This is a genomic window from Mucilaginibacter pineti (assembly GCF_900101875.1).
Lineage (GTDB): Bacteria > Bacteroidota > Bacteroidia > Sphingobacteriales > Sphingobacteriaceae > Mucilaginibacter > Mucilaginibacter pineti.
Genome location: NZ_FNAI01000003.1, coordinates 375,042 through 399,639 on the forward strand (window position 1 = coordinate 375,042; position 24,598 = coordinate 399,639).

Consider the following 24,598-nt stretch of genomic DNA (forward strand, 5'->3'; position numbering starts at 1 on the left):
AATAATGATCAAACAAACTTTGTGCTTATTAATAGTTTTACTATCAGTTAATTACGTACATGCCCAAGCCGTTCCAATTGAAAAAGAAAAATGGACTGAAAAGCCAGTCATACATAAAATTGATAGTAAATATGATAAAGAATCGGCGGTGATACTTTTGGATAAAAGAGGCGTTGAATTTACCGATGAATCAAAAGATATGATCAATGAATATTATACAGCTCATAAGATCATTCACATCAACGACGATAAAGGGATCGAAAGCTTTAATAAAATATATCTCGGAATAAGCGAAAACGCCGATATCGTTGAAATTAAGGCTCGTAATATACTTCCTAACGGAAAAATAATAGAGTTAAATAAAAACGACATTAAAGACATCAAGGACAAGAATGATAATATTTATAAAATTTTCGCAATGGATGGACTGGAGAAAGGCTGCGAGGTGGAATATTATTATACTTTTAAAAAAACAACATCATTTTTCGGCCGTGAAATAGTACAACAAAATTTCCCCATACTGGAAAGCTCCTTCCAGATCATTGCACCCAAACGTTTAAAATTTGATATTAAGCCATATAATTTTATCGTTCCTGTTACAGACACCGTTGTTGACGGAAAACGAATAGCAAAGTGCGCCTTTAAAGATACACAGGGCGCCGACGAAGAAAAATACGCTAATTACTATGCAAACTTGCGGAGGCTTGAATACAAACTATCTTACAATGAGGTAAATGCCACCGGCGAACGTCTTTTTAACTGGAACTCGCTGGCAAAAAAGATATATGTTTTGTATTCCGATAATTCTGAAAAGGAAATAAAAGAAATTGCTGATCTTATTAAAAAAAACGGTTGGGATGCCCTTGGCGATGAAACTGCCAAAATAACTGCCGTTGAAAATTATATCAAAAAGACTTTTTCATATAACGAAGGTTTGAAAAACGAGGATGAAAATGTTGTTGAAAGGATCATTCAAAATAAAAACGCCGGTACTGTAGGTATTATGCGCCTTTATGGCGGAATATTTCAGGCGCTTAATATAAAATACCATTTCGTACTAACCGGCAGCCGCGATAAGTTTTTTATTGATAAGGAATTTGAAAACTGGGACAATTGCGACTATCCCATATTTTATTTCCCTGCCGAAAATAAATTTCTTGCGCCCACCAGGCCAGACATGCGGTATCCCTGGATATATTCCTTATGGGGCGCAACCAACGGTCTCTATTGCAAACGTACCACACTCGGTACATTCTCAACGGCGATAGCCGAAGTAAAGGAAATTCCGTTGGAAAATTACAGTAAGTCAGCACAGAATATTGAGGCCAAAATGGTTTTTACCAATGACCTTGATTCATTGAACATAGATGAAAAACAACTTTTTACAGGGTACGCATCTACCGGTTACAGAAATGCTTTTAACTTTTCAAATGAAGATCAAAAGAAAGATATAATTAAAGATATAACCCAAAGATATTCCAATTCAGAGAACCTCTTATTTTCTGAAGTTTTAAACCTGCCGTTTGAAAGCCAAAGCAGCAACTTACCCGTTATTATACATACAAAAGCAAAAACAGGTGCTTTAATAGAACGGGCAGGCAGTAAACTGCTTTTGAAGATTGGGATGGCTATAGGCCCGCAGGTAGAAATGTACCAGCAAAAAACAAGACAGGAACCGGTAGATATGGATTTTGGCCACGTCGAGGAAAGAAACCTTGAAGTTACTATTCCTGAAGGATATACGATAAAAAATTTGAGCGATCTGAAAATCAACCAAACCTATAAAGATAATGGCGAATTAACAATGGGTTTTGTATCTGATTATGAGCTAAAAGGTAATCAACTTGTTATTCATATTATGGAAGAATACAGAAAAACGCTTTACCCTATAACCCAGTTTGCTGACTTCAGAAAGATCATCAATGCATCTTCAGATTTTAATAAGGTTGTTTTAGTGCTCGAGAAAAAATCGTAGTGCCGATCCAGCCGAGGCAGAGCTGCTGCGTTCGGCCCCGGGGAACGCCGGATATGGTCAACGATGTTCCGCACTGGTCATCCACCTGAACGCCCCAGTCAAACATGGCTTTGAGCACAGGGATGAGTGTTTTCTCCCGTGTGCTTAGTTCATATTCCGCGCGCGGTGGTTTCTGCTGGTACTCACGGCAAATGATGAGGCCGTCCTCTTCCAGTCGCCGGGCAAAATGGCTGAACCCCAAGAGATAGCCGAGTTGGTAAACTTCCTGGTACCGCCCGCCGCCTCCTACATTACCGGTGCTAATTATATCATTGATGGCGGCAATCTCCCTGTGGTTTAGATAAACATAAATCGGTTCGAAGTAAAAATTAGCAAATGAATTTTAGTTGGAGAAAGCCTCTTTTAGTCGCAAATTCAAAACTGTACATACAAAAATTGATCAAATTTAAGGCCCTTAAATAGATTAATTCGAAACCATTAACTCAGGAATAACCTTTCAACCAACGAGCTGCTAACAATCAAAAATGCCTCATACAATATGTTTGAAGGTTAAAATAACAATACCAAGTTTGCCAACAACCTTAAATCATGCAGAAAAAGGTTCGAAATTTGTACAGGTAGGGCGACAACAAGCGATATCAAATCAAAACCCTGTAAATTAGTTGATTTACAGGGTTTTGTGCTTTGTAGCCCTCCTTGTAAATATCAAAAAATCGCATAGTTTCTCAACCTGTTGCTACCGGTTGATGAAGTATTGACGGAATATGATTGTGAAAAACATAAAAAAAGCCTGATAAATGAATATCAGGCTTTTTTATCAAATTTTGAATAAATTAATATCCCGGGTTTTGTACAAGATTGGCGTTAGCTGTTAACTGCCTTTGAGGGATAGGGAAAATTGTAAGTGTGCTTTTGTTTGTGGGGGTATGATCCCACCACGAGGCTGTTGTGAATTTGCCAAAGCGGATAAGGTCTGTACGTCTTTTTCCTTCAAATATAAACTCACGGCCACGTTCTGCTAATAGCTCATCCATAGTAAGCGTAGCGGTAGTATAGGCTTCCGTTGCCCAGTCTGAAGTGCTAAATGCACGCTTACGGGTGGCATTTATCAGGGTAACGGCTTCAGATGTAGCTGTTCCGCCTGCCTGGCGCATTAAAGCTTCGGCTTTATAAAAATAAATATCCGTTAAACGATATAATACCCAGTCGTTACTCCAGTAATTTGGATCGGTAGATGGTCCCGGAACATATTTATTGAAACGGGCTCCGCTATTTTCTTCGCCTGTATTCATATTTGAGGTTGTTCCACCTTCGCTGTTTCTGCGGATGTTATCAACAAACACCAATGGTTGGTCTTTATATTCATAACCTCCAACCACTACTTTGGTTGAATCACCATAATAGTGCTGAAGACCTATCAGCATCCAGGTTTTTTTACGCAGGTCTTTGTCTTCAAACTGATCATAAGCACTTGGTATAACCACCACGCCATCATTTCCATTTTGTGATCCGCCGTATATGTATTTTTGATTAAAGTGAAAATAATCGCTATTCCAGCCACAGAAGGTTGTGGTAAGTTGGTTATTGTAAGCTAATACAAAAAGGTTTTCCTTTGATTTAGTGGTATTGGTATTTAAAAAAGGATCGGTTATTTTAGTATCAAGTGCTGCAGTGCCCTGCTGCCCCCCAGTAGCACCAGACATTACCTTATCACAGGCTGCAATACAATCTGCCCAACGCTCTGTACCTGTCCACACTTCCGCATTAAGATACAATTCAGCCAGCATAGCGTAACCTGCGGCTTGTGTTACACGGCCAACTAACTGACCGGAAAGCACTGGTAACTTATCTACGTTTTCTTTAAGTTCGCTTTCAATAAAGGCAAATACTTCTGCCCTTTTTTTGGTAGGGGGGCTTAACGGTTCACCCACCACTGTAACAACCGGGATATTACCATACAGATCCATTAGTTTCATATATGACCAAGCCCTGAATACTTTAAGTTCTGCAACATAAGCATCTCTCTGTTCGGCCGTGATACCCATTTTAGCAAGATCGGTTTCCTGTATTCGCTTAATAGGGTCATTACAGTAACCAATTCCTGTATATATTAAGTTCCAGGGATTTCCAATATTATCCTCGTCAGGATTCCATGTACTATAATGCAGGCGTATCCAATCGCCATTATCATAACCATGAACCCCTTTTACCGGCCATGCCAGCTGATCTGCAGCCAGTTCATTCAATCGGTAAAAGCTTTGCTGTCCTGTAGGGGCAGACCAGGCCCCTGCATGGGTATAGGGCCTTAGCACAGCAGATAATACTTCACCTTTTCCATTGTAAAAATCGTCGGCAATTATTTGACTGTAAGCCTTTTCATTAAGTTTGGTACAAGCACTGCCAAGTAAGCATAACGCCATTAAAAGCGTACCTGTTAATTTATAATATGTTTTCATTATAGTATGTTTAAAAACCTACGTTTAATCCTAATGTTATTGTTCTTGTACGGGGGTATGTACCATGATTTTCTACACCTGGTGCTAAACCTGTATCCTCTATTTCAGGGTCTACACCTTTGTAACTGGTTATTGTTGCCAGGTTTTTGCCGGATGCATATACCCTTAAGTTTCTGATGTATTTGGTTTTGAAATTAAAGTTATAGCCGAGGGTGATGTTATCCACTTTAACAAAGCTGCCGTTTTCAAGATAGTAATCTGAATACTGGTAAGATCCGTTTAAATCCTTATGAGTAGTTGTAGCAGATTTAAGCACATTATTTGGTAAGGCCACCTGGTTCCCGTAAGAAAGTTCGGTTGTATTTAATATGCTGTATCCAAATTTTCCCCTTAAGAAAATAGTAAGATCAAGATTTTTATATCTGAAACTGTTGGTTAATGAGGCGTAATATTTAGGGATACCATTTTTACCCAGATCAACTTTATCTGTATTGGTAATTTCATCTACTCCTACTTTTGTAACACCATCAGCCTTGTAGAATAACCAATCACCATCGGGAGTAAAACCAGCGAATTTGTGACCGAAAAATTCCCCCAGTTTGCCACCAGGATAGGTACGTATAGCATTACCCAAAGCGCCGTTACCATTAATACCGGCATATTCCCTGTAAGGGATATTGTACAAATCATTGGAAAAACTGATCAGCTTATTGCTTTGCGTACTTGCTGTAATGGTTGCAGAATAAGAAAAATCCTTTTTGTTCACTATCTGCCCGGTTAAAGCAAGTTCAATCCCTTTGTTTTGTATGGAACCAACATTTGTAAAAATTGTTGATTGAATAAAAGGAGGTAACTGGGTATCATAGTTTTCCAGAAGATCAGTGGTTTTTCTGTTATAAACATCCAATGTACCGCTTATCGCGTTGTTAAATAAGCCAAAGTCTAAACCAATGTTCAACTCCTTTTTCTTTTCCCAGCGAAGATCCAGGTTTCGATTATGATCTGGTCCGTAGGTTTGTCTCCAGGTTTCTCCTCCAGCCGCATCAATGTTTGTTATGTAGGGGTTACCGGTATTAAGGGTTACAAGAGATTGGTAGTTAGGGAATCCCTGGTTACCTGTAATTCCATAACCGGCCCTTAACTTAAGGTTGCTCAAAAAGGTAACACTTTTCATGAAATCTTCTCTGGTGATATTCCAGCCTAATGATACAGCCGGAAAACTACCCCATTTATGATTAGCACCAAATTTTGATGATCCTTCACGCCTGAATACAAACTGAGCCAGATACTTGTCTTCATAATTGTAATTCACCCTTCCAAAAAATGCAATTAGTCTGTTGTCTTCTTTGAAACTATTTAAACTTGATTTACCATCAAGAAGAAATGTTCCGGCAGTTAGGTTATTTTCCCCGAAACCATCATTTGGAAAACCAGCATTTTGACCAGAAAAAGATTCCGTTACGTTGTATTGGTAGCTATAACCGGCAATGGCATTAATATTATGTTTTTTACCTATTACAGTGTTATATTCCAACGTTGGCTCTACCGCGTAGTTCTTTTCCAGGTAACTTCCCTTGCTGGCATAGCCGGTACTATCTATAGCGGCACCATTTAATGAGCCTCTTTGAGAGTCCCTTGAGTTAGAGTCCCAGTACTGATTATCCACGTAAGAATTTCGCTGTATCGACCCAAAAATACTGGCTTTTAAACCCGGTATAATATCAAGTGTGGTCTTAACGTCGGTTGAGGTAGTTTGCTGATCGCGTGTACTCTTTTCCTGGTTAAGCCTTGCGAGTTGGTTGGCATAGGTAGGATCTTCATAATAAGTGCCATCCGGATTATACAACGGCGTGGTTGGGTTTTCTACCAGTGCGCTTTCAAAACTTGTACCACCACCAAGCAAATTGGCTTTATTGGTATTGGTAGCTAAATTGATTTGAGTATTCAACTTACCTTGTATTGCTTTTTGAGTAAAGCTAATACGTGTGCCGTAATTAACCCTGCCATTTTGTAAGGCAATACCATTTAAATCATTGTAAAATACAGAGGCGCGGAAAGTGGAGTTTTCGCTACCTCCGGAAAAAGCGATGTTATGATACTGGCTCAAGTTACTTTTATCCAATAACTGATCATAAAAGTCGTTTGAGCTGCCAAGATCATATTGTTTAGCAATTTTTCCGCTGGCGATAAGTGACCGATAGCCGGCTGCATCCAGAAAGTCGGGTTTTTTCAATAAGAAATCTCTTGAAAAATAGGTAGAGTAATCAACCGACGTTGCACCTTTTTTACCTTTTTTGGTGGTAACCAAAATTACACCTCCATTGGCACGAGTACCATAAATAGCGGCCGCAGATCCATCTTTCAGTACCGACATTGATTCGATATCATCCTGTTGTAACAGATCAAGGTTACCACCGGGAATACCATCAATAACAATTAGCGGTCCGTTATTTCCAACTATAGAGGTTACACCCCTTAACTGGATAGAAGGGCCTGAGTTAGGATCGTTACCGCCATTACGGGTGATGGTTAAACCTGCAACCTTACCTTGAACAAGATCAAGAGGGTTACGGGCGCCACCCTGGTTAAAATCCTTTGCTTTAACATTGGTTACTGCCGAGGTAAGCTCTTCGCGCTTTTGCGTTCCGTAGCCTACTACTACCACCTCTTTTAAAGAGTTGGATGATTCGGCCATACTTACATTAACAGTACTCTTGCCGCTAACAGGTATTTCCTGAGAATCGAAACCTAAATAGGAGAATACAAGTATCGCTTTATCATCTACGTTTATGGTAAATTTACCGTTTGCGTCGGCAATTGCGCCTTGTGTGGTTGAACCCTTAACCTTAATGGTTACGCCAGGCAGGATTTCGCCTTTTGCATCGGTAATAACGCCCGATACAGGCTTTGCCGCGGCAACAGTTGGGGTGTCAATAACAGGAAGTAATCTATTGGCATTCTTATTGCTTATGTACTTATTGTACAGGATATTACTGCTATGGCTGGGCTTAGCGATAAGGCTAATCGGGAGCGCAAATAAAACAAAGGCAGTAGCTTTTATTTGCAAAGAAATCCCGGAAAAACGATGCCATAGTAATGGCGACGTTTTAACATTAAAATTCATACATTAGTAGAGTTTAGTTAAACATTTACTTTCGGGTCAACAGGAAGAGATGAGCGCTAACATTGGCCGGAATTGTGCTCCAACACGTTCCGGCTTTTTTATATTAGTTCTCTGAAAATTAATTTGCTAAGGGCTTGCGTGTGTTTTTTTAGTCATAATTAGTTAGTTTATAATAGTAAGTAATTAACGTGCCTCTGCAATTATTAATAAATATTTGCAGTATTTATTAGAAATTTTGATTTAAAGTTAAATGATTTAAATTCTAAAACCTTTTAGTTAATTTTAAGCATGTAACACGCTTAAAGCAAAATGGTTTTACAAAAAAGAGAATAAGGAGTAAAATCATTAATAAATCAGCTCCTTATCGGTTTATTTAACGCTGGTCAAAAGTATAACACATTGTTTGAAAATGCAGTATAAACTCCCCGATATTTTCTTTTGAAGTAATATTGTTACTTGTTTTGACAGATCATAAAACTTTAAAACCTATTGGCTGTTGCTTATCGGTATGCCTTACCATGCCTCAACCTATATTCCCGGAGATAGTTCACCCAGTGTTCGTTTAAAATGCGGTAACCTGCGTACCGCTTTTTTGGCGTTCAGCCTGCTTTGCTGGGTATTCATCCTGGTATTCCTTTGTGAAATGGGGGCGCACTGTGCCCTTCCAAAACTTTCATCCGGTGCGCGGGCGGTGAATGATTTCTTTGGAAATTCTACAGCCTTTATGGCCGGACCTGCCATCGTTTTAGCAACGCTGCTGTATTTTGCCTGGGGTAGAAAAACGCTGACCTGGTATAACGGCGTTTTGATTGATGACGAGCCGGTAGCGGTTTTGCATTACCAGTTCAAAAGCTTATTCCCCGGCACCAACCTCATCTACCTGCAATCTGCCAGCCGGGTATGGATCATTTACCCGGTTACCTCTCAAGACAATGTAAAATTCAAAAACCTTGAGGTACTCAAAGAGGAAACGGCTTACAATGAAATACAAGTTGGTTTATTAAAAGACAAACTGGCCGCTTCCGGCGCTACCGAAAAGCGTTTTTGGTTCCTGACAAAGAGCCTGGTTATCTCATTAGTCATCCTCGTCCTGATTATGATTGTGGCTTTATCCGGGATCTGAAAATTATCAGGCGCCAATTTATTTGCTGAGCAGGGGCATCACCCTGGTGCCAATCAGTTCTATGGCCTGTATTAATTGCTGGTGCGTAAGCCCCGCATTATCCATTTGGAAGGTAAAGCGGTCAATGCCGCCCAACGCTTCACTGTGGCGTAATAGCTTTTCTGCTACCTGTTCAGGTCCGCCAACAACCAGCACGCCTTTTGGCGCTATCAGCGTATCAAACTGCGTTTTGGTTACGGGCGGCCAGCCGCGTTCCCGCCCGAGTTTTGTCCAAAGTTCGGCGTAGCCGGGGTAGTAATCTGTAACGGCCTGTTCGTTTGTGGCTGCTACATAGCCGGGTGAATGTAACCCAACCTTTAATTGTTGGGGTTTAAAGCCTGCTCTCTGGCCGGCTTCCCGGTACAGGTCGATCAGCGGTCTGAAACGGTGCGTTTCGCCGCCGATAATGGCGACCATCAAAGGCAGACCTAAAGTTCCGGCCCTGGCGAAGGATTCTGGCGTGCCGCCAACACCCAGCCATACCGGTAGTTTTTCCTGTAATGATCTGGGGTAAACGGGCAGGTTTTCCAGGGCTGGCCTAAACCTGCCCGACCAGGTGACGAATTCGTTATCACGTATATTTAACAATAGGTCGAGCTTTTCCCTAAACAATGCATCGTAATCATTCAGGTTGAAACCAAACAGGGGATAGGCTTCGATGGAGGAACCGCGGCCAACAACCATTTCGGCTCTGCCTTTGGAGATCAGATCGAGCGTAGCGAAGCTCTGGTATATCCTTACCGGGTCTGCCGCGCTGAGTACAGTAACCGCGCTGGTTAAACGGATGCGTTTGGTACGGGAGGCTGCAGCGGCGAGGATTACCGCAGTAGCAGAGTCCAGAAACTCTCTTTTATGGTGTTCACCAATTCCGAATACATCCAACCCTGCCTGGTCAGCAAAGACAATCCTGTCAAGTAATTGCTCCATGGCGTCTACGCTGCTTAGTTCCTTACTGCCGTACATCGCCGAAGCGAAGCTGTCAATTCCTATTTCCATCCTGATATTATTTAGTTGTTGTAACACGTAATTCAAATATCGACTTTTTTATCGACAAGAGGAAACAGGCAGGAAATGTAGGTGTAATTAAACAGGTTGTTCCCTCTTCGTACTTGCCTGGTCAATTCTTAACTGATGAATGGTTTGTCCCTGGTGGAACCCGCAGGTAGAAACCAAGCCATAAACCGCTGTCACCAGATCAGATAAACCCGTTGTCGCAATCCACCTCATCTGCCCGGGTACCGTCGAGGGAAGAGGTAGAGCAGGATATGGTACAGGCGGTTTGAACGTCTGGAAACGCCATAGCGGAGATCTAAGACCTCCGCTTGCAAAACCTACATCCGTCCTTCCACAAATAAAAACTATAACATGAACTATTGCAGAATATCATCTTACATCGAATGGAAGCCACGCGCATGTATACAGGTAGGAAACATTTTGCGGGGTGTTATTCCAGCCAGTACTTGTTTACGGGGCCTGTAAGCGCATGCGGAAAGCTGAGGCTCTTTATTGCCTGGCTATTTTATATAATTTTCCATTGTCAGTCGCGGCATATATAGCACCGTCCTTTCCGGTAGCCATGCAGCGCCAGCGTTCGTTTTTATCGGTAAGTAAACGTTCTTCGCCCACCACTTTATTATTTTTTATAACGAGGCGAATGATGTGTTGTCCGCTCAGTCCCCCAACAAACATATTGTTTTTCCATTCAGCAATATTACCTGTATAAAACATCATGCAGCCTGGTGAGATAACCGGGTCCCAATAGTAAACGGGCTGTATTGTTCCCTTTTTTTGCTGTATTCCGTCATAAACCTTTTCGCCGCTGTATTCAATACCATAGGTGACAAAAGGCCAGCCATAGTTACCACCCGGCTTAATCAAATTGACCTCGTCACCACCACGCGGACCAAATTCAACCTCCCACAGACCGCCGGTTACGGGATTGATAGCAAGTCCATCCGGGTTACGAAAACCGTAGGCATATATTTCGGGTTTGGCGTTGGCTTTACCTATAAACGGGTTACCGGCAACCGGCTTTCCCTCTTTGGTGATATGTATGATCTTACCCGTGGTTGCGTTCAGGTCCTGCGCCTTCACGCGGATATCATTCGCCTGACGGTCGCCGGAGGTTACAAAAATATTGCCTTGTTTATCAAATACTAAACGGGAACCGAACTGGCCGGAACCTTTATAACGCGGATAGGCCTCCCAGATCACTTTTACATTTTCAAGTTTGGTTTCATCGGCAGACAGTTTACCTTTAGCAACAGCAAGCGTAGCGCCTTCGCCCGGCTGGGCAAAAGTCCAGTAAATCATCCTGTTAGTAGTAAAATCAGGGTCAATATTTACGTCAAGCAAACCACCCTGACCTTCATACTGTACTGTTGGGAAACCGGTAATTGTTTTAGCGACTTTGCCATCGGTGGTCAGTATCTGTATCGTTCCCGGCTTACTGCTGATAAGCAGTCGGCCGTCAGGTAAAACATGTATACCCCATGGATTTTTTAGCTCCGAATTGATAACGGTAGCTGTATATGATGTTTTAGTTTTAAGGCTGCCGATGCGGGTTTGCCCTGCGAAAGCCGGTTTGTAATCGCTGTTGGCTTTTTTTGTTTCAACAGGTGCGCCGGTCTGCGCCATAACGGCTGACGTTGCTGATAAAAGCACGGTTCCTAATATGCAAACCTTATAAATTTTTGAAAATATCATGTCAAATTGGATTGGTTTCAGAAAAATACAATTATAATGCCGATATGTTTAATTGTACCAAGTTTATTACAGGCAAAATTAGAGTTGCTATAAACTTTACTTTTTTAAGTACGAAGGCAAAAATAGGCACCGGGTTATCATAACAGGACAAAAACACATCTGCAGGAACATTTAGTATGTTCAACTACTCTAAAAATTAAGGTAGGGATCAGGCAGTCGCGAGTATGTGTTTCCTGTAATGTTCGCAATAACTACCTGGAGCGATTGGTAGGGCAGTATAAGAAATAAGCTACGTAAATAACCCCGCAGGCTTGCCAGGCAAGGCACTGCGGGGTGGTAACCGCTACGTTACAGCTCTTTATCCTCAAACATCTTTGCGTCGCGGGTATTTTTTTGTACGGCAATGGCCGAAAACATGCTCAGGCAAAATGCCATGGCGTAAAAGCCTTTCTCACTTCGGGCCAGGTCTGCATTCCATAGGCCAATCGTTAACAGTATCATTGCTGCTATAGTGGCAAACCAACTCAGGCCGTAGTAAAGGTCCGTAACGGCAAGTCCTTCGGATCTGTCCCTTACGCTTTTTTGTACGGAGATTACTGCAAATAAGCCAAATAATAAAATGGTGAAATAATAGCCTTTTTCGTTTAACTCCATACTTGCATTCCATAAGCCAATGCAATATCCCACCACTCCTGCTAATAAGGCAAACCAAGAGGCGCCGATAAATGCGCCAGTTGGTTTAAATGGATTTCTGACCTTGTCGCCATATTTTCCAATAGATGAATTTTCTTCTGTTTTGTTTTGTAGCGGTTCCATGTTTGTTTTGTTTTATTGTGATTAATATGGAAGCAAATGTGGGATGTAAAACTGACCCTGAAAAATCATAATATGTAAATTACTGACGATATAATTTGTAATTTTATACCTTTATAAGCATATAACATATCTATATGGACTCACTATCGGAGTTAGTTAATCTGCTCAATGATAACGACAAAATGCTATTCAGGCAGTTTTTACAGCGGAAAAACAAACGGGATGATGTGAAAAACATAGCTTTACTCGATTTAATAAAAACTGACGATATAGGTGGTATAAAAAAACTGTATAAGCCAGGGAAAAATAAGGATGCCTATCACGCTTTACGCAAGAGGCTGCAGGATAATTTGCTGCTATTTTTATCGCAAAAAACTTTCGAGAGCCATTCTGAAACCTATGACGCGTTACGCCTGGTGGTGGTGGGCCGTTTTTTATTAGAAAATGATGTTGTCAAGATAGCGTTCAAATGTTTGAATAAGGCTGAACGCCTGGCCGAACATTTGGAGCAGTTTAATTTGATAAACGAACTCTTGCTGTTGAAACTGCAGTATGCCCATTTGCCGGGAGCTGAAGACCTCGAAACTTTGACTGCGCGCTTTCTCCGGAACCAGGCCGATATGCAGCGCGAGGCTAAGCTCAATATGGCCTATGCCTTTTTAAGGCAGGAATTGCAGGAGATACACCTGAAAGGGAAGATCGTTAATTTGACGACCTTGATGCTGGCGACAATCCGGAAATACAAAATTTCCATACAGGACCTAATGACCTATAAGTCCATTTATCAAATTCTTTTCATCGCGAATGAATACGCAGCAATACAGCAGAATTACGGATTGATAGCGCGCTATATCAACCGAACGAATCAATTTATAAACCAGGCAGATAAAAAATCGTCCTACCTTTTTTACCATATATCCATCCTGTATTTTCTGGCAAACTTTGATTTAAGGCAAAAGGATTTTGTAAAGAGTGCATCGTATCTTAAGGAAATGATGGATCTAATGGTTGCGGATACTCGTTATTATACACTGTTTTATTTGCGCTATCAATTGCTCTCTGCACTCAACCTGTTCTACACAGGTTTTGCAGACGATGCGATCGCTTTATTGCAGGAATCGCTTTCCAACACAAAACAGATATCTAAACCAGAAGATATCGAAGATTTACGAATATGCCTTACCATGTTTTTGGCCCTTTGTAATGACCGGGGAAGTTTGAAACAGCTAACTTTACTGACACGTACCGATGCCTGGTATGAAAAGAAAATGGGTATGTTATGGACCATTAGAAAAAACCTGATGGAAATTTTAGTCCATGCCCAGTTCTCTAACATCGAACTTGCTATGTCACGGCTAAACAGTTTCCGGCGTCGATATAAAAAGTATCTGCTGAAAACCTCGGAAGAACGCGTGCTATTGTTTCTGGGGTTGGTTGAAAAATACCTGTTAAAACCAGATGTGGCTTTTGAAACGACGTATAGAAATGCGGTTTTAAACCAGTTAGGCAGGATAGAAAATAACGATATCTTCACATTGAGTTTTATTGCCTGGCAGATAGCACGCTGGGAGAAAAAAATAGCTTATAAAGTAGTTCTGACACTTCTGCAGGATAACAACTAACGCCCCCTGGAAGGCGCGGCGTGAAATATACTGCATTTTAACCCTGCTGAGGGTGGGACTAAAATGGATGTTACATTATTGGCGTTTAGCAGTTACAGGCTTGCAAAGCAGACGCGGGTACAGGAGGAATAATGCCCCTTTAAGGGCTACATGGTCAGCCGTTTAAGTGTGATTACCGCTACTTCGGGCCACATCCCGATGCGCCCTTTAAGACCGAGGAAACCAAATCCGCGGTTTACATATAAGTATTTTCCGGCCTGCTCATAAAGCCCCGCCCATTGTTTATAAATGTATTTGATGGGGCTCCATTTAAAGCCAAAGAGTTCGATACCGAATTGCATGCCATGGGTGTGGCCTGCAAGTGTTAAATGAATATGCTGATGATGGCCCAGGGTTACCGCGTCCCAATGAGAGGGATCATGCGACATCAGGATGTTGAAGCTGTCTTCAGGCAATCCGGCTGCGGCCTTTCCAAGGTCGCCGTATTTGTGAAAACCACCCTTTCCCCAGTTTTCCACGCCGATCAGGTTTATGGCCTGCCCGTCTTTTTTGATACTGATGAATTGGTTAAGCAATAATCTGAAACCGATATCACCATGTACCTGCTTTAAACGGACAAGGTTATCCTGTTTTTCGGTTTCGCTTTCCCAGCGCACATAATCGCCGTAATCATGATTACCCAATACGGAAAACTTGCCGTAAGCAGCAGTTAGTTTGGAGAATGCCGTAATCCAGCGGTCCATTTCTGATGCTTTGTTGTTCACCAGGTCGCCGGTGAACAAAACCAGGTCGCTGGCCTGCGCATTTACCAGGTCGAGGCCTTTTTGTACGCCGGTATTGCTGCTGAAACTGCCCGAATGGATATCGGAGAGTTGGGTAATAGTAAAACCGTCAAATGCCTCTGGCAGGTCAGGAAAAAACAAGGTTTCCCTGCGTACCCGGTAGAAGTGCCGGCCCCGTGTAATGCCGAACAACACCACTAAAAATATTACAGCTGCAAGTGCCATAGTTAGTTCACTAACCCATAATGCCCGCATCGGGATTCCTCTGAAGAAACGAGTGATATCTTCAATGAGCAATACAGGTAAGGAGAATAAGCGGGGCACAAAGGTTAAAAGCATAAAAGCCATTAACGCGGCGATCAGGCTTTGAGCGGTCTTTCCGCTTCGCCGTAAGAATATAACAGCGATCATTCCGCCAATGAGAATGAAGTCGATCAGGCGATAAGCTGTATGAATGAACGGGTTATCGGTAAGCGTTTTAACAGCCTGGAAAAAGTAAATATCGGTAAATAACCAAAGAAGTAATAGGAGGGGAAGTCGTCTTGCCATAATGGGAAGACGAACATAACCGTAAAACATTTTAAAAAAATAAAATAAATAACTGGTTTACCTAAACACAATAATTTATACAGATGCTAAAAAGGAGAAATTAAAGTCGGATGAAAAATATATTTTTTAAAACATCTGATGTTTAAGTAAAACATCGTATGTTTGTAAAAGAATTTGAGAACAATGGAAAATCAAAAATTATCAGACAAAGTTTCGTCAAGGATCAAACAGGATATCCTTGACGGAAAATATAAGGCAGGCGAAAAAATACCGGCCGAGCCCGAGTTGATGAAGGCTTATGAAGTTGGCCGGTCAAGCATTCGCGAGGCCATAAAAAGCCTGGCCATGGCTGGTATTCTTAAAGTTCAGCAAGGCTCGGGCACCTTTGTGAATGAGATACAGCCAGAAGAAAATGTAATTGGGCGCTTACCCGTAGCAGATTTTGATGACATCAACGCAGTAAGGAAGCTGCTGGAAGAAGAAATAGTAAAACTGGCGGTTGATAACCACACCTCGGCTCAACTGCAGGAAATGGAAAAGCAACTGAAGCTGCGTAAGCAGGCTATTATAGCCGAAAACCGGCAGGATTGCACTAATGCTGATATTGCCTTCCACATGGCTATAGCCAATGCATCGAAAAATAAAGTGCTGGCGGGCTTGTACCAAAACTTTACCCATACCATCCGGACATTTTTTTCTAAACGCGAGGAGCGCGGCATTACACATTTTGCCATGAGCCATCACCTGCATGAAAATCTTTTTGCAGCTATAAAATCAAAAAGAAAAAAACACGCCCAGGAAATCATCCGGAACATACTGGACCATAATTATTAATTCAAAATATCATGACCATTCTAACATTCACCATCATACTACTGGCCGGGGCTTATTTGGCAGGCCTGGTAGGCTCGCTCACAGGGTTGGGCGGCGGGGTAGTAGTTATCCCATTGCTTACCCTGGTTTTTCACGTTGATATCCGCTATGCTATCGGCGCGGCATTGCTGGCTTCTATTGCCAATTCATCTGGCGCCGCCAGTGCCTACGTAAAAGAGGGTATTACCAATATACGCCTGGGCATGTTCCTGGAAATTGCAACTACGGTTGGTGCTGTTGCCGGCGCGGTAATAGCCGTTTATACACCTACTAATACCATAGCCATCCTGTTTGGAGCAATCCTGCTTTTTTCTGCTGCCATGACTATTCGCAAAAAGAACCAGGAAGCACTAATAACCGGTAGTGCCTTGGCACTAAAGCTAAAGCTGAACAGCAGTTACCCAACCAAAAACGGCGAAGTAGGCTACCAGTTAAAAAATGTCGGTGCAGGATTCTCTATAATGACGCTTGCCGGTATTATGTCTGGCTTGCTGGGTATTGGCTCTGGCGCGCTTAAGGTTTTAGCTATGGATTCAACCATGCATATCCCGTTTAAAGTGAGCACTACTACCAGTAATTTTATGATTGGCGTAACTGCGGCGGCAAGTGCGGTGGTTTACTTGCAGCGTGGCTATATGGATCCCGGCATTGCGTTCCCGGTTGTGCTGGGTGTGTTGGGTGGTGCATTTACCGGATCGAAGTTGCTTACCCGCATGGACCCCAAAGTACTGAAATATATATTTTGCCTGGCCATTTCATTTGTAGCTATCGAGATGATCTACAACGGTTATAACCACCAGTTTTAAACCCTATAATTTTTACAGTTATGAAAAAACTTATTTCAAAACATTTTTTTGCCGATAAGGATATTGAACAGTTTATCGGTCTGCAATTAAGATATGGGGTTATCATCTCCAGCCTTATTGTGCTTATTGGCGGCCTAATCTATCTTAGCCAATCAGGGCAGCTGCAATTGCCGCCTTATCATCAATTCACAGGCACGCGGGCCGGTTATACCAACTTTGGCGAGATACTGACAGGAGCAATAGGGATGCGTGCAAAAGCCATCATCCAGTTGGGCGTGTTGGTACTTATTGCTACACCTATTTTACGCATCGCGTTTTCGTTAATTGGCTTTGTACTTGAAAAAGATAAAATGTATATCCTCATCACCACGATAGTTTTAACCGTGATGATGGTGAGCATTTTTGGCGGGCTAAAAGTATAATTGAAGTACATCTCAAACATTAAATCTATTACCATGAAAAATTTGATCAATAAAAACAGGCTTTTCCTGTTTAGCGTAATGCTGTTTTACTTTGTTTGTAATTACAATAATGCCGCCGCCCAGCAGCCGGCAGGTATAAAGAATATTGTACTGGTACACGGTGCCTTTGTAGACGGCTCGGGCTGGAAACCGGTATATGATATTCTGGTGAAGAAGGGTTTTCATGTAAGTGTCACCCAGCAACCCTTAACATCATTTGATGGTGATGTAGCAGCGGTGAAACGGGTGTTGGCAATGCAGGACGGCCCATGTATTCTGGTGGGGCACAGTTATGGCGGTGCAATTATAACCATTGCCGGGAATGACAGCCATGTAGCTGGCCTTGTTTACATTGCTGCCCATGCGCCCGACAATGGAGAGAGCGAGGGTGGAAACGGCAAGCTATATCCTTCTGCTTATAAATCATTACAAAAAGGGGGCGATGGTTTTGACTTCATCGCACCCAATAGTTTTTACGCTGATTTTGCTGCCGACCTGCCAAAACCAATAGCCGAATTTACGGCCAATGCGCAAATGCCTGCCGCTGATGTGGTTTTTCATGCCATTATTCAAAACCCGGCCTGGCGGGTGAAACCAAGCTGGTACATGGTGGCCGGGGCCGACCGTATTATCAATCCAGATCTGGAACGCATGTATGCTAAACGTGCCAAAAGTACGGTAGTGGAAATAGCCGGAGCCAGTCATTCCGTTTATCAATCGCACCCGCAGGAAGCGGCACGGTTAATTATAGATGCAGCAACAAATAGTCCGGTTAAGTAAAATGGCTTACAAATAAAAATGCTACTGCAGCACCTGTTAGATCAGTAAGGTTAGCCGGTTGGCGCTTTACCGAATTTTTTCTTGAAAGAATGCGAGAAGTGTGACAGGCTCTCGAAGCCCAGGTCAAGGTAGATGGCCGAGGGTTTTTGGCGCTTGTGCTCGATCAGGTGTTTGGCTTCATTCAGCCGTTTGTCCTGCAGCCAGTGCCGGGGCGGTGCGCCGAAAGTTTTTTGGAAGTCGCGTTTGAATGCGGCCAGGCTTCGCCCCGTCAGCTGCGCAAATTTTTCGACCGGGACGTTGAAATGATAATTGCTTACCATGAACCTTTCCAGGTTTATCTTATGAGGCTCAGAAAAGTCGAAGAGGAAACTGCGCAACGCAGGCATAGTGTGCAGCAACAGCTTAACCGCTTCTTTGACTTTCAGGATACCCATTTCCTCACTGAGTGTTCCGGCCGCTTCCCGGGCATAGGGCATGATAGACTGAAAGTATCCCTGCAGGAACGCATTGGACGGAATCTGGACATTCGGCGGTCCGGTGTATTTTTGGCCCGCCGAGAGCTGTTCTTCCAAGGCAACCTTCCGCAGCAGTTCTTCCTGCAGGGAAATCACGATGCTTTCATAATTTTCGCCGGGCAGCGGGGTCTTGGTCAGCGTACCCAGCTGGTTTTTGCCAATCAGCAGCATTTCCCCCGCTTTAATAGAAATACTTTGACCGGATGTTTCCAGACCGAACTGCCCTGACACCATCAGTACCAGGGCGTGGTTTGCCCAAAAGCATACCTTGTCTTTCCGTTCGGCGGAAAGATAGGAATAGAAGATCAAGCCTGGGAGTATTTCTGTTGGATTGGTCATTTAGCGTTGTAAATAAGTGCCGCCTAAAATAGCACCTACGGCAAAAGTATCATTTAAAAGCTTCATTTCTTCAGCGTTAAAGCTGATGTTCATAGCGGCCATATTTTCCGGCAAACGAGTCCTGCGGCTCATACTCACCAACGGCATAATATGGTCGCCTTGTCCGTTTACCCAGGCAATAGCTACCTGTGTTGGCGTATAACCTTTATCACCGGCCAGTTGCTTTAAGACCTCTACTTTTTCCAGGTTTTTGATCAGGTTATCGCCCTGGAAACGCGAGAAATGGCTGTGGTAGTCGTTTGCTGCAAGCGGGGCCTTCATTTCGCCGGTTAATAAACCCTCGGCAGTGTTGGCGAAAGCCACAACACTAATGCCGAGTTCTTTTGCGGTAGGTAACAGTTCGCTTTCAATCTGGCGGTCGGCTAAGGAATAACCAATCTCCAGTGCGCTTATAGGGTGAACGGTATTGGCTTCACGTAATTGGTCGGCAGTGATCTCTGAAACACCAATGTACCGCACTTTACCTTCTTTGATCAGGTCAGCAACCGTGCCGATAATATCTTCGACTGGTACGCTGTTATCCATGCGGCAGGGCTGGTACAGATCGATGGTTTCGATGCCTAAACGGGTTAGCGAATAGTTGATGAAATTCTTAATGGCCATGGGGCGTAAGTCCAACCCAAGCCATTGGCCGTTATGAAAAATGGCGCCGAATTTCACACTTATAAAAGCGTCATCGCGCCTGCCTTTAATGGCTTTGCCCACCAGTATTTCGTTATGGCCGGCTCCGTAAAAATCGCCCGTATTCAAAAAGTTGATACCACTATCTAACGCTTGTTGGATGGTGGCGATACTTTCGTGTTCGTCAGGTGTTGGGCCGCCCCATATAGAGGACATGCGCATACAACCCAGCCCCAATTTGGATACCAGCGGTCCATTTTGGCCTAATTGAATTTTATCCATGTTTTTCATAACACAAAGGTCAACAACTTGCGCGCTTTATGGTTTCCTGGGCAGCTCAAATAACTTGCTTATGCGGCTCAAATTTATCGCCAACCCAGTGCCGGAGCAACGTGTTCTAAAATAGCAGACAGTACATGAACATTGTAATCAACGCCTAACGTATTTGGTATGGTCAAGAGCACCGTATCTGCTTCCTGAATAGCTTCGTCCTGCGCCAGTTCCTTGATGAGCTGATCGGGCTCAGCAGCATAACTTTTGCCAAACACCGCCCGTTTATCAGCTTCAATGTAACCAAAGCTATCTGATCCTTTTGCCTGTCCAAAGTATTGTCTATCCTGTTCGGTTACCAGCGCAAAAATAGAGCGGCTTACGGAAACCCTGGGTTCGCGTTCGTGTCCTGCTTTTTTCCAGGCTTCTTTGTATAACCTTATCTGTTCGGCCTGCTGTATATGAAATGGTTTGCCGCTTTCGTCAAACTTGAGGGTAGAACTTTGCAGGTTCATACCGTTCTCGGCTGCCCAAATGGCCGTGGCATTAGATGCAGCGCCCCACCAAATGCGTTCCCGCAGTCCTTCCGAATGCGGTTCCAGGCGTAATAAGCCCGGCGGATTTGGGAACATCGGGTACGGGTTGGGCTGTGCAAATCCGGTACCTTTCAATTTGTCCAGAAACTCCAGGGCTTTGGTACGTCCCATATCCGCGTCGGTTTCTCCCGCTGCAGGTTCATAACCGAAATACCGCCAGCCTTCGATGACCTGCTCCGGCGAACCCCTGCTGAGCCCTAACTGTAAACGCCCTCCTGAAATCAGATCGGCAGCGCCGGCATCTTCCACCATGTACATTGGGTTTTCATAACGCATATCGATCACACCCGTCCCGATCTCTATTTTGCTGGTTTTGGCGCCGATGGCCGAAAGTAACGGATAGGGCGACGCCAATTGACGCGCGAAATGATGGACGCGAAAATAAGCACCATCTATTCCGATCTCTTCAGCCGCGACCGCAAGGTCAATGGATTGAAGTAGGGTATCACCCGCAGTACGGGTTTGATAAGTAGGATGGTTGGACCAATGTCCAAACGATAAAAATCCAATTTTCTTCATGTAGTACAAAGCTAATTAATAGATAGCTTGTTGTGCATCAAAGAAAAGTCAAGCTTTTGTATTTTAAATCGGGGTTTATCGCGATGACCGTCTTTTGCTGTTCTTCCCGGACGATTTACCCTTTTCCTTCAGCGATAGCGAATAGATTAATATCTTAGGCCCGTGCTAAAACTGACCGGCGATCCTAACGATACTTCACGGAACCATAACTTATTATTTAAAGGGGCATCCATTGCCGTATTAAATGAAGTGCTGATTGCGCAATATGCTGCGGCCGCAACTTTTACTGAAGGTGTCAACGATATTTTGCCTGTTCATTTAATGGTAGATAGTGGTGTTTTTACCAACAAGCGTACCCTAACCGCATTCCCGGATGTCATCGTCAACCAGCAAGCTGACGGGCTTGTACTATCCTGCGACTGCCAGAGCGGACCGAATACACTATGCGAACACCAGGCACAGGTACTCACTGCAATTATAAAAAGAGAGGAATTGCGGGTATTTTACGACCAGGCATTGCGGCACGAAAAGATCAAAAAGATAGCTACAGATTATGGCCTGGAAAACGAAAAGGATCTGGACGCCTATTTTTCGGTCAGTTATTCGGCTAACAAAATTCAGATTCTTCCGGTCAGCCATGCCATCCTGCCGGTTACCAAAGACAGCCTGGCCCATCTCCATACAAACTTATTACCCCAACCAGCCAGCATAAAAGAAACCGGACGCGTCAACGTGGTAATCCGCCAGCACAGGTATTATAAATACCTGAACATCGAACTCTATACCTCGCAACTTACCCTGGAGGGAAAGCTCAAGAACCCTTTGAAACAGCTATCGCCGCTTGATTTTGTCTGGGAAACCGAAGACCACGAACAACTTAAATTTTTTACCGGCATACAAAAATTTCAGAACCGCCTCGACTCCAAATTGTCTGATGCTGATCTTACCGCCCTGAAAGCCATTGTCAGAAACCCATTGGGGTACGACTTTTATTATCACAACCAGGAACTGGGCGAAAAAGTGACCGCTGGCACGTTGATACCCGTTTCAGCAGTTCCATTACCAGGCGAGTTGAAACTTACCGTAAATGCGGTATCCAATTTTGTAGAGATCAATGGTTTTATCCAGTTAGCCGGCGCGCAACTGAAACTACAGGAACTGCGTACCCGCTTTACTTATTTTATCAGCGATGGCGAGTTGTTATACCTGCCGCCTAATTTACAGGTGTTGAACCTGATCAGCCTGTTTGCCGGTAAAGAAGCTATCGCGGTTCACGCAACCAAGTTTGGAGAGTTTAAAACCAGGATATTGAGCCCGCTGGAAGACCATATAGCGGTTAACTATAAATACATACCCAAGGCCACGCCGCAACAGCTGGAAAAACAAGGGTTTACCGCAGATACAGAACGGATCATCTACCTCTCTGATTTCGGTACCCACGTTATGCTGATCCCCGTGATGCGCTACGGCGAGGTGGAGATATCGGTACTTACCAAACGGCAGATCTATTCGGCGGATACTAAGGGCCACGAGTTCCTGGTGCAGCGGGATGAAGCGGCAGAACTCAATTTTACAACTTTACTGATCCGGCAGCATGCCTGGTTTGAAGAACAGCTGGAAAACGGGCTGCATTATTTTTATCTCCACAAAAGACATTTTTTAAATGAGGATTGGTTCTTAGATGTATTTGAGCAATGGCAGGACCAGGGTATTACGATACTGGGTTTTAATGAATTAGAAGGTAATAAACTGAACCCGAACAAAGTTAAGATCACAATTCAGGTACTGAGCGGGATCAACTGGTTCAATGCCCTGGTCGATGCCCGTTTTGGCCGTAAGCGCGCCGCGCTTAAACAGATTTACCGCGCGGTCAAAAATAAAAGCAGGTATGTTCAGCTGGATGATGGCACACAGGGTATTCTGCCTGCGGAATGGCTGGCTAAATTCGAAACTTATTTTAATGCCGGCGAAATCGCTGCAGGTGATACCCTTGCCATTCCCAAGGTTAATTATACCGTGATAGAAGAACTTTTTGAGGCGGCGATGCTGGACGAAAAGGTAAGTGACGAGATCAGCGTTTACCGGCAGCGCCTGGCAGATTTTGCAACTATCCGGCCGGTAGCCGTACCTGAAGAACTCACTGGTACGCTACGCCCGTACCAGCAACAAGGGCTGAACTGGCTGAACTTTCTCGATGATTTTAATTTCGGTGGTTGCCTGGCCGATGATATGGGACTGGGAAAATCTATACAGGTCATCGCTTTCATCCTCTCACAACGCCGCAAAACCACACGGAACACCAACCTGGTTGTTGTTCCCACCTCGCTGATCTTTAACTGGGAACAAGAGTTGCGAAAATTTGCTCCATCCATACGGGTGTTAACTATTTACGGGGGCGACCGGGTTAAAAACACCGCCGGTTTTGACGCGCATGAAGTGATCCTGACCTCTTACGGCACTTTACTACAGGATATAAATTTTTTGAAAGACTTTGCGTTCAATTATGTTTTCCTGGATGAGTCACAGCAGATCAAAAATCCGGAATCGCAGCGCTATAAAGCCGCTAGGTTGCTCCAATCAAGGAACAGGATCGTGATCACCGGTACACCCATCGAGAACAATACATTTGATCTTTACGGCCAGTTATCCTTTGCCTGCCCGGGTTTACTCGGCAGCAAAAATTATTTCAAAGCGATCTATTCATCACCGATAGATAAATTTAAAAGCAGTAAGCGAGCAGCTGAATTACAGCAAAAGATAGCGCCGTTCATCCTGCGCCGCACTAAAGAACAGGTAGCCACCGAACTGCCTGAAAAAACGGAGATGATCCTGCATTGCGGGATGGGTGCCGAACAACGCAGGATATACGATGCCTATGAAACGGAGTTTCGGGATTATATCTCTGCCCTGAACGGCGATGTACTGAAAAAAAGCGCCATGAATGTGCTCAAGGGACTGACCAAATTGCGCCAGATCTGCGATTCGCCTTCACTGATCAAGGGGGACAAACTGCCCGGCGATGCCTCTGCCAAAATAGCCGTGCTCCTGGAACAGCTGGAAGAAAAAAGCCCGCGGCATAAAATCCTGGTATTTTCCCAGTTTGTTGGTATGCTCGATTTGATTGGACAAGAACTGGTTAAGCGAAATATAGGCCACTGCCGGCTTACCGGGCAAACTCGTAACCGGCCGCAGGTTATCCAGGAATTTCAGACCGACAACAGTAAACGCGTCTTCCTGATCAGCCTTAAAGCGGGTGGTACCGGGCTCAATTTAACGGAAGCCGACTATGTATACCTGGTTGATCCCTGGTGGAACCCCGCGGTAGAAAACCAGGCCATAGACCGCTGTCACCGGATAGGGCAGGATAAACCGGTTATTGCAATAAGGCTCATCTGCCCGGGTACGGTGGAGGAAAAGATACAGCTGTTGCAGGAAGATAAAAAAACACTGGCAGGCCAGCTGATCCATACCGATGCAGGCAGGTTAGGAACTTTCTCTAAAGAAGCCCTGTTAGATCTGTTTGCACCGGCCAATGTAGATGGAAATTTTTAGTGACAGGCTAACTA

Annotated in this window: 20 protein-coding genes; 9 read left to right on the forward strand and 11 right to left on the reverse strand. The window is 43.7% G+C overall.

Translation table 11 applies throughout. The annotated features are described in order from the left end of the window. Positions 1–4 precede the first annotated feature (4 nt). Complete coding sequence (locus BLS59_RS09825) at positions 5–1,975, forward strand: DUF3857 domain-containing protein (RefSeq protein WP_091148453.1); 1,971 nt, start codon at positions 5–7, stop codon at positions 1,973–1,975. On the opposite strand, the gene BLS59_RS32680 is transcribed toward BLS59_RS09825, so the two are convergent. Continuing rightward, positions 1,938–2,216, reverse strand: coding sequence for a winged helix-turn-helix transcriptional regulator (locus BLS59_RS32680; protein ID WP_205411232.1), 279 nt, complete (start codon positions 2,214–2,216; stop codon positions 1,938–1,940). The genes BLS59_RS09825 and BLS59_RS32680 overlap by 38 nt on opposite strands. On the opposite strand from BLS59_RS32680, the gene BLS59_RS31995 reads away from it, so the two are divergent. After that, the gene (locus tag BLS59_RS31995) at positions 2,202–2,315 is read left to right on the forward strand and encodes an SDR family oxidoreductase (protein WP_205411233.1); all 114 of its coding nucleotides are present in this window, start codon (positions 2,202–2,204) and stop codon (positions 2,313–2,315) included. The two genes, BLS59_RS32680 and BLS59_RS31995, sit on opposite strands and share 15 nt — an antisense overlap. 493 nt (positions 2,316–2,808) lie before the next feature. Here the strand turns inward: BLS59_RS31995 and BLS59_RS09835 are convergent, their stop codons facing one another. Both BLS59_RS09835 and BLS59_RS09840 read right to left on the reverse strand, forming a co-directional pair. Next, positions 2,809–4,431, reverse strand: a complete 1,623-nt coding sequence (locus BLS59_RS09835) for a RagB/SusD family nutrient uptake outer membrane protein (protein ID WP_091148458.1) — start codon at positions 4,429–4,431, stop codon at positions 2,809–2,811. Between the two features lie 10 nt (positions 4,432–4,441). Continuing rightward, complete coding sequence (locus BLS59_RS09840; protein WP_091148460.1) at positions 4,442–7,555, reverse strand: SusC/RagA family TonB-linked outer membrane protein; 3,114 nt, start codon at positions 7,553–7,555, stop codon at positions 4,442–4,444. A gap of 508 nt (positions 7,556–8,063) precedes the next feature. Between BLS59_RS09840 and BLS59_RS09845 the strand changes: the two genes are divergently transcribed. Next, the gene (locus tag BLS59_RS09845; protein WP_091148463.1) at positions 8,064–8,678 is read left to right on the forward strand and encodes a hypothetical protein; all 615 of its coding nucleotides are present in this window, start codon (positions 8,064–8,066) and stop codon (positions 8,676–8,678) included. 18 nt (positions 8,679–8,696) lie between these two features. Here the strand turns inward: BLS59_RS09845 and BLS59_RS09850 are convergent, their stop codons facing one another. The 4 genes from BLS59_RS09850 to yiaA form a co-directional block, all read right to left on the reverse strand. Beyond that, a complete protein-coding gene (locus tag BLS59_RS09850; RefSeq protein ID WP_091148465.1) occupies positions 8,697–9,713 on the reverse strand; it encodes an LLM class flavin-dependent oxidoreductase in 1,017 nt (338 codons plus the stop codon). Positions 9,714–9,800: 87 nt separating this feature from the next. After that, complete coding sequence (locus tag BLS59_RS31570) at positions 9,801–9,944, reverse strand: hypothetical protein (protein ID WP_162842601.1); 144 nt, start codon at positions 9,942–9,944, stop codon at positions 9,801–9,803. Between the two features lie 276 nt (positions 9,945–10,220). After that, a complete protein-coding gene (locus tag BLS59_RS09855; protein WP_240315205.1) occupies positions 10,221–11,423 on the reverse strand; it encodes a PQQ-dependent sugar dehydrogenase in 1,203 nt (400 codons plus the stop codon). 348 nt (positions 11,424–11,771) lie between these two features. After that, positions 11,772–12,239, reverse strand: a complete 468-nt coding sequence (gene yiaA, locus BLS59_RS09860) for an inner membrane protein YiaA (protein WP_091148468.1) — start codon at positions 12,237–12,239, stop codon at positions 11,772–11,774. 134 nt (positions 12,240–12,373) lie between these two features. Here yiaA and BLS59_RS09865 point away from each other — a divergent pair, with 134 nt between their 5' ends. After that, positions 12,374–13,861, forward strand: a complete 1,488-nt coding sequence (locus BLS59_RS09865; RefSeq protein WP_091148471.1) for a hypothetical protein — start codon at positions 12,374–12,376, stop codon at positions 13,859–13,861. A 146-nt stretch (positions 13,862–14,007) separates the two neighbouring features. Here BLS59_RS09865 and BLS59_RS09870 read toward each other — a convergent pair whose 3' ends face one another. Beyond that, positions 14,008–15,192, reverse strand: coding sequence for a metallophosphoesterase (locus BLS59_RS09870; RefSeq protein WP_091148474.1), 1,185 nt, complete (start codon positions 15,190–15,192; stop codon positions 14,008–14,010). Between the two features lie 183 nt (positions 15,193–15,375). Between BLS59_RS09870 and BLS59_RS09875 the strand changes: the two genes are divergently transcribed. Genes BLS59_RS09875 through BLS59_RS09890 form a run of 4 tightly spaced genes read left to right on the forward strand, consistent with a single transcriptional unit; the run spans position 15,376 to position 18,112 of the window. Then, positions 15,376–16,026 carry a FadR/GntR family transcriptional regulator gene (locus BLS59_RS09875; RefSeq protein ID WP_091148477.1) on the forward strand — a complete coding sequence of 217 codons (651 nt, stop codon included), beginning with the start codon at positions 15,376–15,378 and terminating at the stop codon, positions 16,024–16,026. A gap of 11 nt (positions 16,027–16,037) precedes the next feature. Next, positions 16,038–16,871: a sulfite exporter TauE/SafE family protein gene (locus BLS59_RS09880; protein ID WP_091148479.1), complete on the forward strand. Its 834-nt coding sequence runs from the start codon at positions 16,038–16,040 to the stop codon at positions 16,869–16,871. 20 nt (positions 16,872–16,891) lie between these two features. Then, positions 16,892–17,293, forward strand: coding sequence for a DUF1634 domain-containing protein (locus BLS59_RS09885; protein WP_091148481.1), 402 nt, complete (start codon positions 16,892–16,894; stop codon positions 17,291–17,293). 33 nt (positions 17,294–17,326) lie between these two features. After that, positions 17,327–18,112 carry an alpha/beta hydrolase gene (locus BLS59_RS09890; protein ID WP_205411234.1) on the forward strand — a complete coding sequence of 262 codons (786 nt, stop codon included), beginning with the start codon at positions 17,327–17,329 and terminating at the stop codon, positions 18,110–18,112. Between the two features lie 50 nt (positions 18,113–18,162). Here BLS59_RS09890 and BLS59_RS09895 read toward each other — a convergent pair whose 3' ends face one another. From BLS59_RS09895 to BLS59_RS09905, 3 genes are all read right to left on the reverse strand, one after another. After that, complete coding sequence (locus BLS59_RS09895) at positions 18,163–18,966, reverse strand: AraC family transcriptional regulator (RefSeq protein ID WP_091148483.1); 804 nt, start codon at positions 18,964–18,966, stop codon at positions 18,163–18,165. After that, positions 18,967–19,929, reverse strand: coding sequence for an aldo/keto reductase (locus BLS59_RS09900; RefSeq protein WP_162842602.1), 963 nt, complete (start codon positions 19,927–19,929; stop codon positions 18,967–18,969). An 83-nt stretch (positions 19,930–20,012) separates the two neighbouring features. Next, a complete protein-coding gene (locus BLS59_RS09905) occupies positions 20,013–21,032 on the reverse strand; it encodes an LLM class flavin-dependent oxidoreductase (RefSeq protein ID WP_091148487.1) in 1,020 nt (339 codons plus the stop codon). A gap of 162 nt (positions 21,033–21,194) precedes the next feature. Here BLS59_RS09905 and BLS59_RS09910 point away from each other — a divergent pair, with 162 nt between their 5' ends. Continuing rightward, positions 21,195–24,584: a DEAD/DEAH box helicase gene (locus tag BLS59_RS09910; RefSeq protein ID WP_162842603.1), complete on the forward strand. Its 3,390-nt coding sequence runs from the start codon at positions 21,195–21,197 to the stop codon at positions 24,582–24,584. Positions 24,585–24,598: the final 14 nt, after the last annotated feature.

What these genes read in the sequence shown, in the direction of transcription:
- BLS59_RS09900 (WP_162842602.1), bottom strand. Translation starts at nt 19,929, where the DNA reads ATGGATAAAATTCAATTAGGCCAAAATGGACCGCTGGTATCCAAATTG.
- yiaA (WP_091148468.1), bottom strand. Translation starts at nt 12,239, where the DNA reads ATGGAACCGCTACAAAACAAAACAGAAGAAAATTCATCTATTGGAAAA.
- BLS59_RS09880 (WP_091148479.1), top strand. Translation starts at nt 16,038, where the DNA reads ATGACCATTCTAACATTCACCATCATACTACTGGCCGGGGCTTATTTG.
- BLS59_RS09905 (WP_091148487.1), bottom strand. Translation starts at nt 21,032, where the DNA reads ATGAAGAAAATTGGATTTTTATCGTTTGGACATTGGTCCAACCATCCT.
- BLS59_RS09840 (WP_091148460.1), bottom strand. Translation starts at nt 7,555, where the DNA reads ATGAATTTTAATGTTAAAACGTCGCCATTACTATGGCATCGTTTTTCC.
- BLS59_RS09895 (WP_091148483.1), bottom strand. Translation starts at nt 18,966, where the DNA reads ATGACCAATCCAACAGAAATACTCCCAGGCTTGATCTTCTATTCCTAT.
- BLS59_RS31570 (WP_162842601.1), bottom strand. Translation starts at nt 9,944, where the DNA reads ATGAGGTGGATTGCGACAACGGGTTTATCTGATCTGGTGACAGCGGTT.
- BLS59_RS09850 (WP_091148465.1), bottom strand. Translation starts at nt 9,713, where the DNA reads ATGGAAATAGGAATTGACAGCTTCGCTTCGGCGATGTACGGCAGTAAG.
- BLS59_RS09885 (WP_091148481.1), top strand. Translation starts at nt 16,892, where the DNA reads ATGAAAAAACTTATTTCAAAACATTTTTTTGCCGATAAGGATATTGAA.
- BLS59_RS09870 (WP_091148474.1), bottom strand. Translation starts at nt 15,192, where the DNA reads ATGGCAAGACGACTTCCCCTCCTATTACTTCTTTGGTTATTTACCGAT.
- BLS59_RS09890 (WP_205411234.1), top strand. Translation starts at nt 17,327, where the DNA reads ATGAAAAATTTGATCAATAAAAACAGGCTTTTCCTGTTTAGCGTAATG.
- BLS59_RS09865 (WP_091148471.1), top strand. Translation starts at nt 12,374, where the DNA reads ATGGACTCACTATCGGAGTTAGTTAATCTGCTCAATGATAACGACAAA.
- BLS59_RS09835 (WP_091148458.1), bottom strand. Translation starts at nt 4,431, where the DNA reads ATGAAAACATATTATAAATTAACAGGTACGCTTTTAATGGCGTTATGC.
- BLS59_RS31995 (WP_205411233.1), top strand. Translation starts at nt 2,202, where the DNA reads ATGGCTGAACCCCAAGAGATAGCCGAGTTGGTAAACTTCCTGGTACCG.
- BLS59_RS09855 (WP_240315205.1), bottom strand. Translation starts at nt 11,423, where the DNA reads ATGATATTTTCAAAAATTTATAAGGTTTGCATATTAGGAACCGTGCTT.
- BLS59_RS09825 (WP_091148453.1), top strand. Translation starts at nt 5, where the DNA reads ATGATCAAACAAACTTTGTGCTTATTAATAGTTTTACTATCAGTTAAT.
- BLS59_RS09845 (WP_091148463.1), top strand. Translation starts at nt 8,064, where the DNA reads ATGCCTTACCATGCCTCAACCTATATTCCCGGAGATAGTTCACCCAGT.
- BLS59_RS09875 (WP_091148477.1), top strand. Translation starts at nt 15,376, where the DNA reads ATGGAAAATCAAAAATTATCAGACAAAGTTTCGTCAAGGATCAAACAG.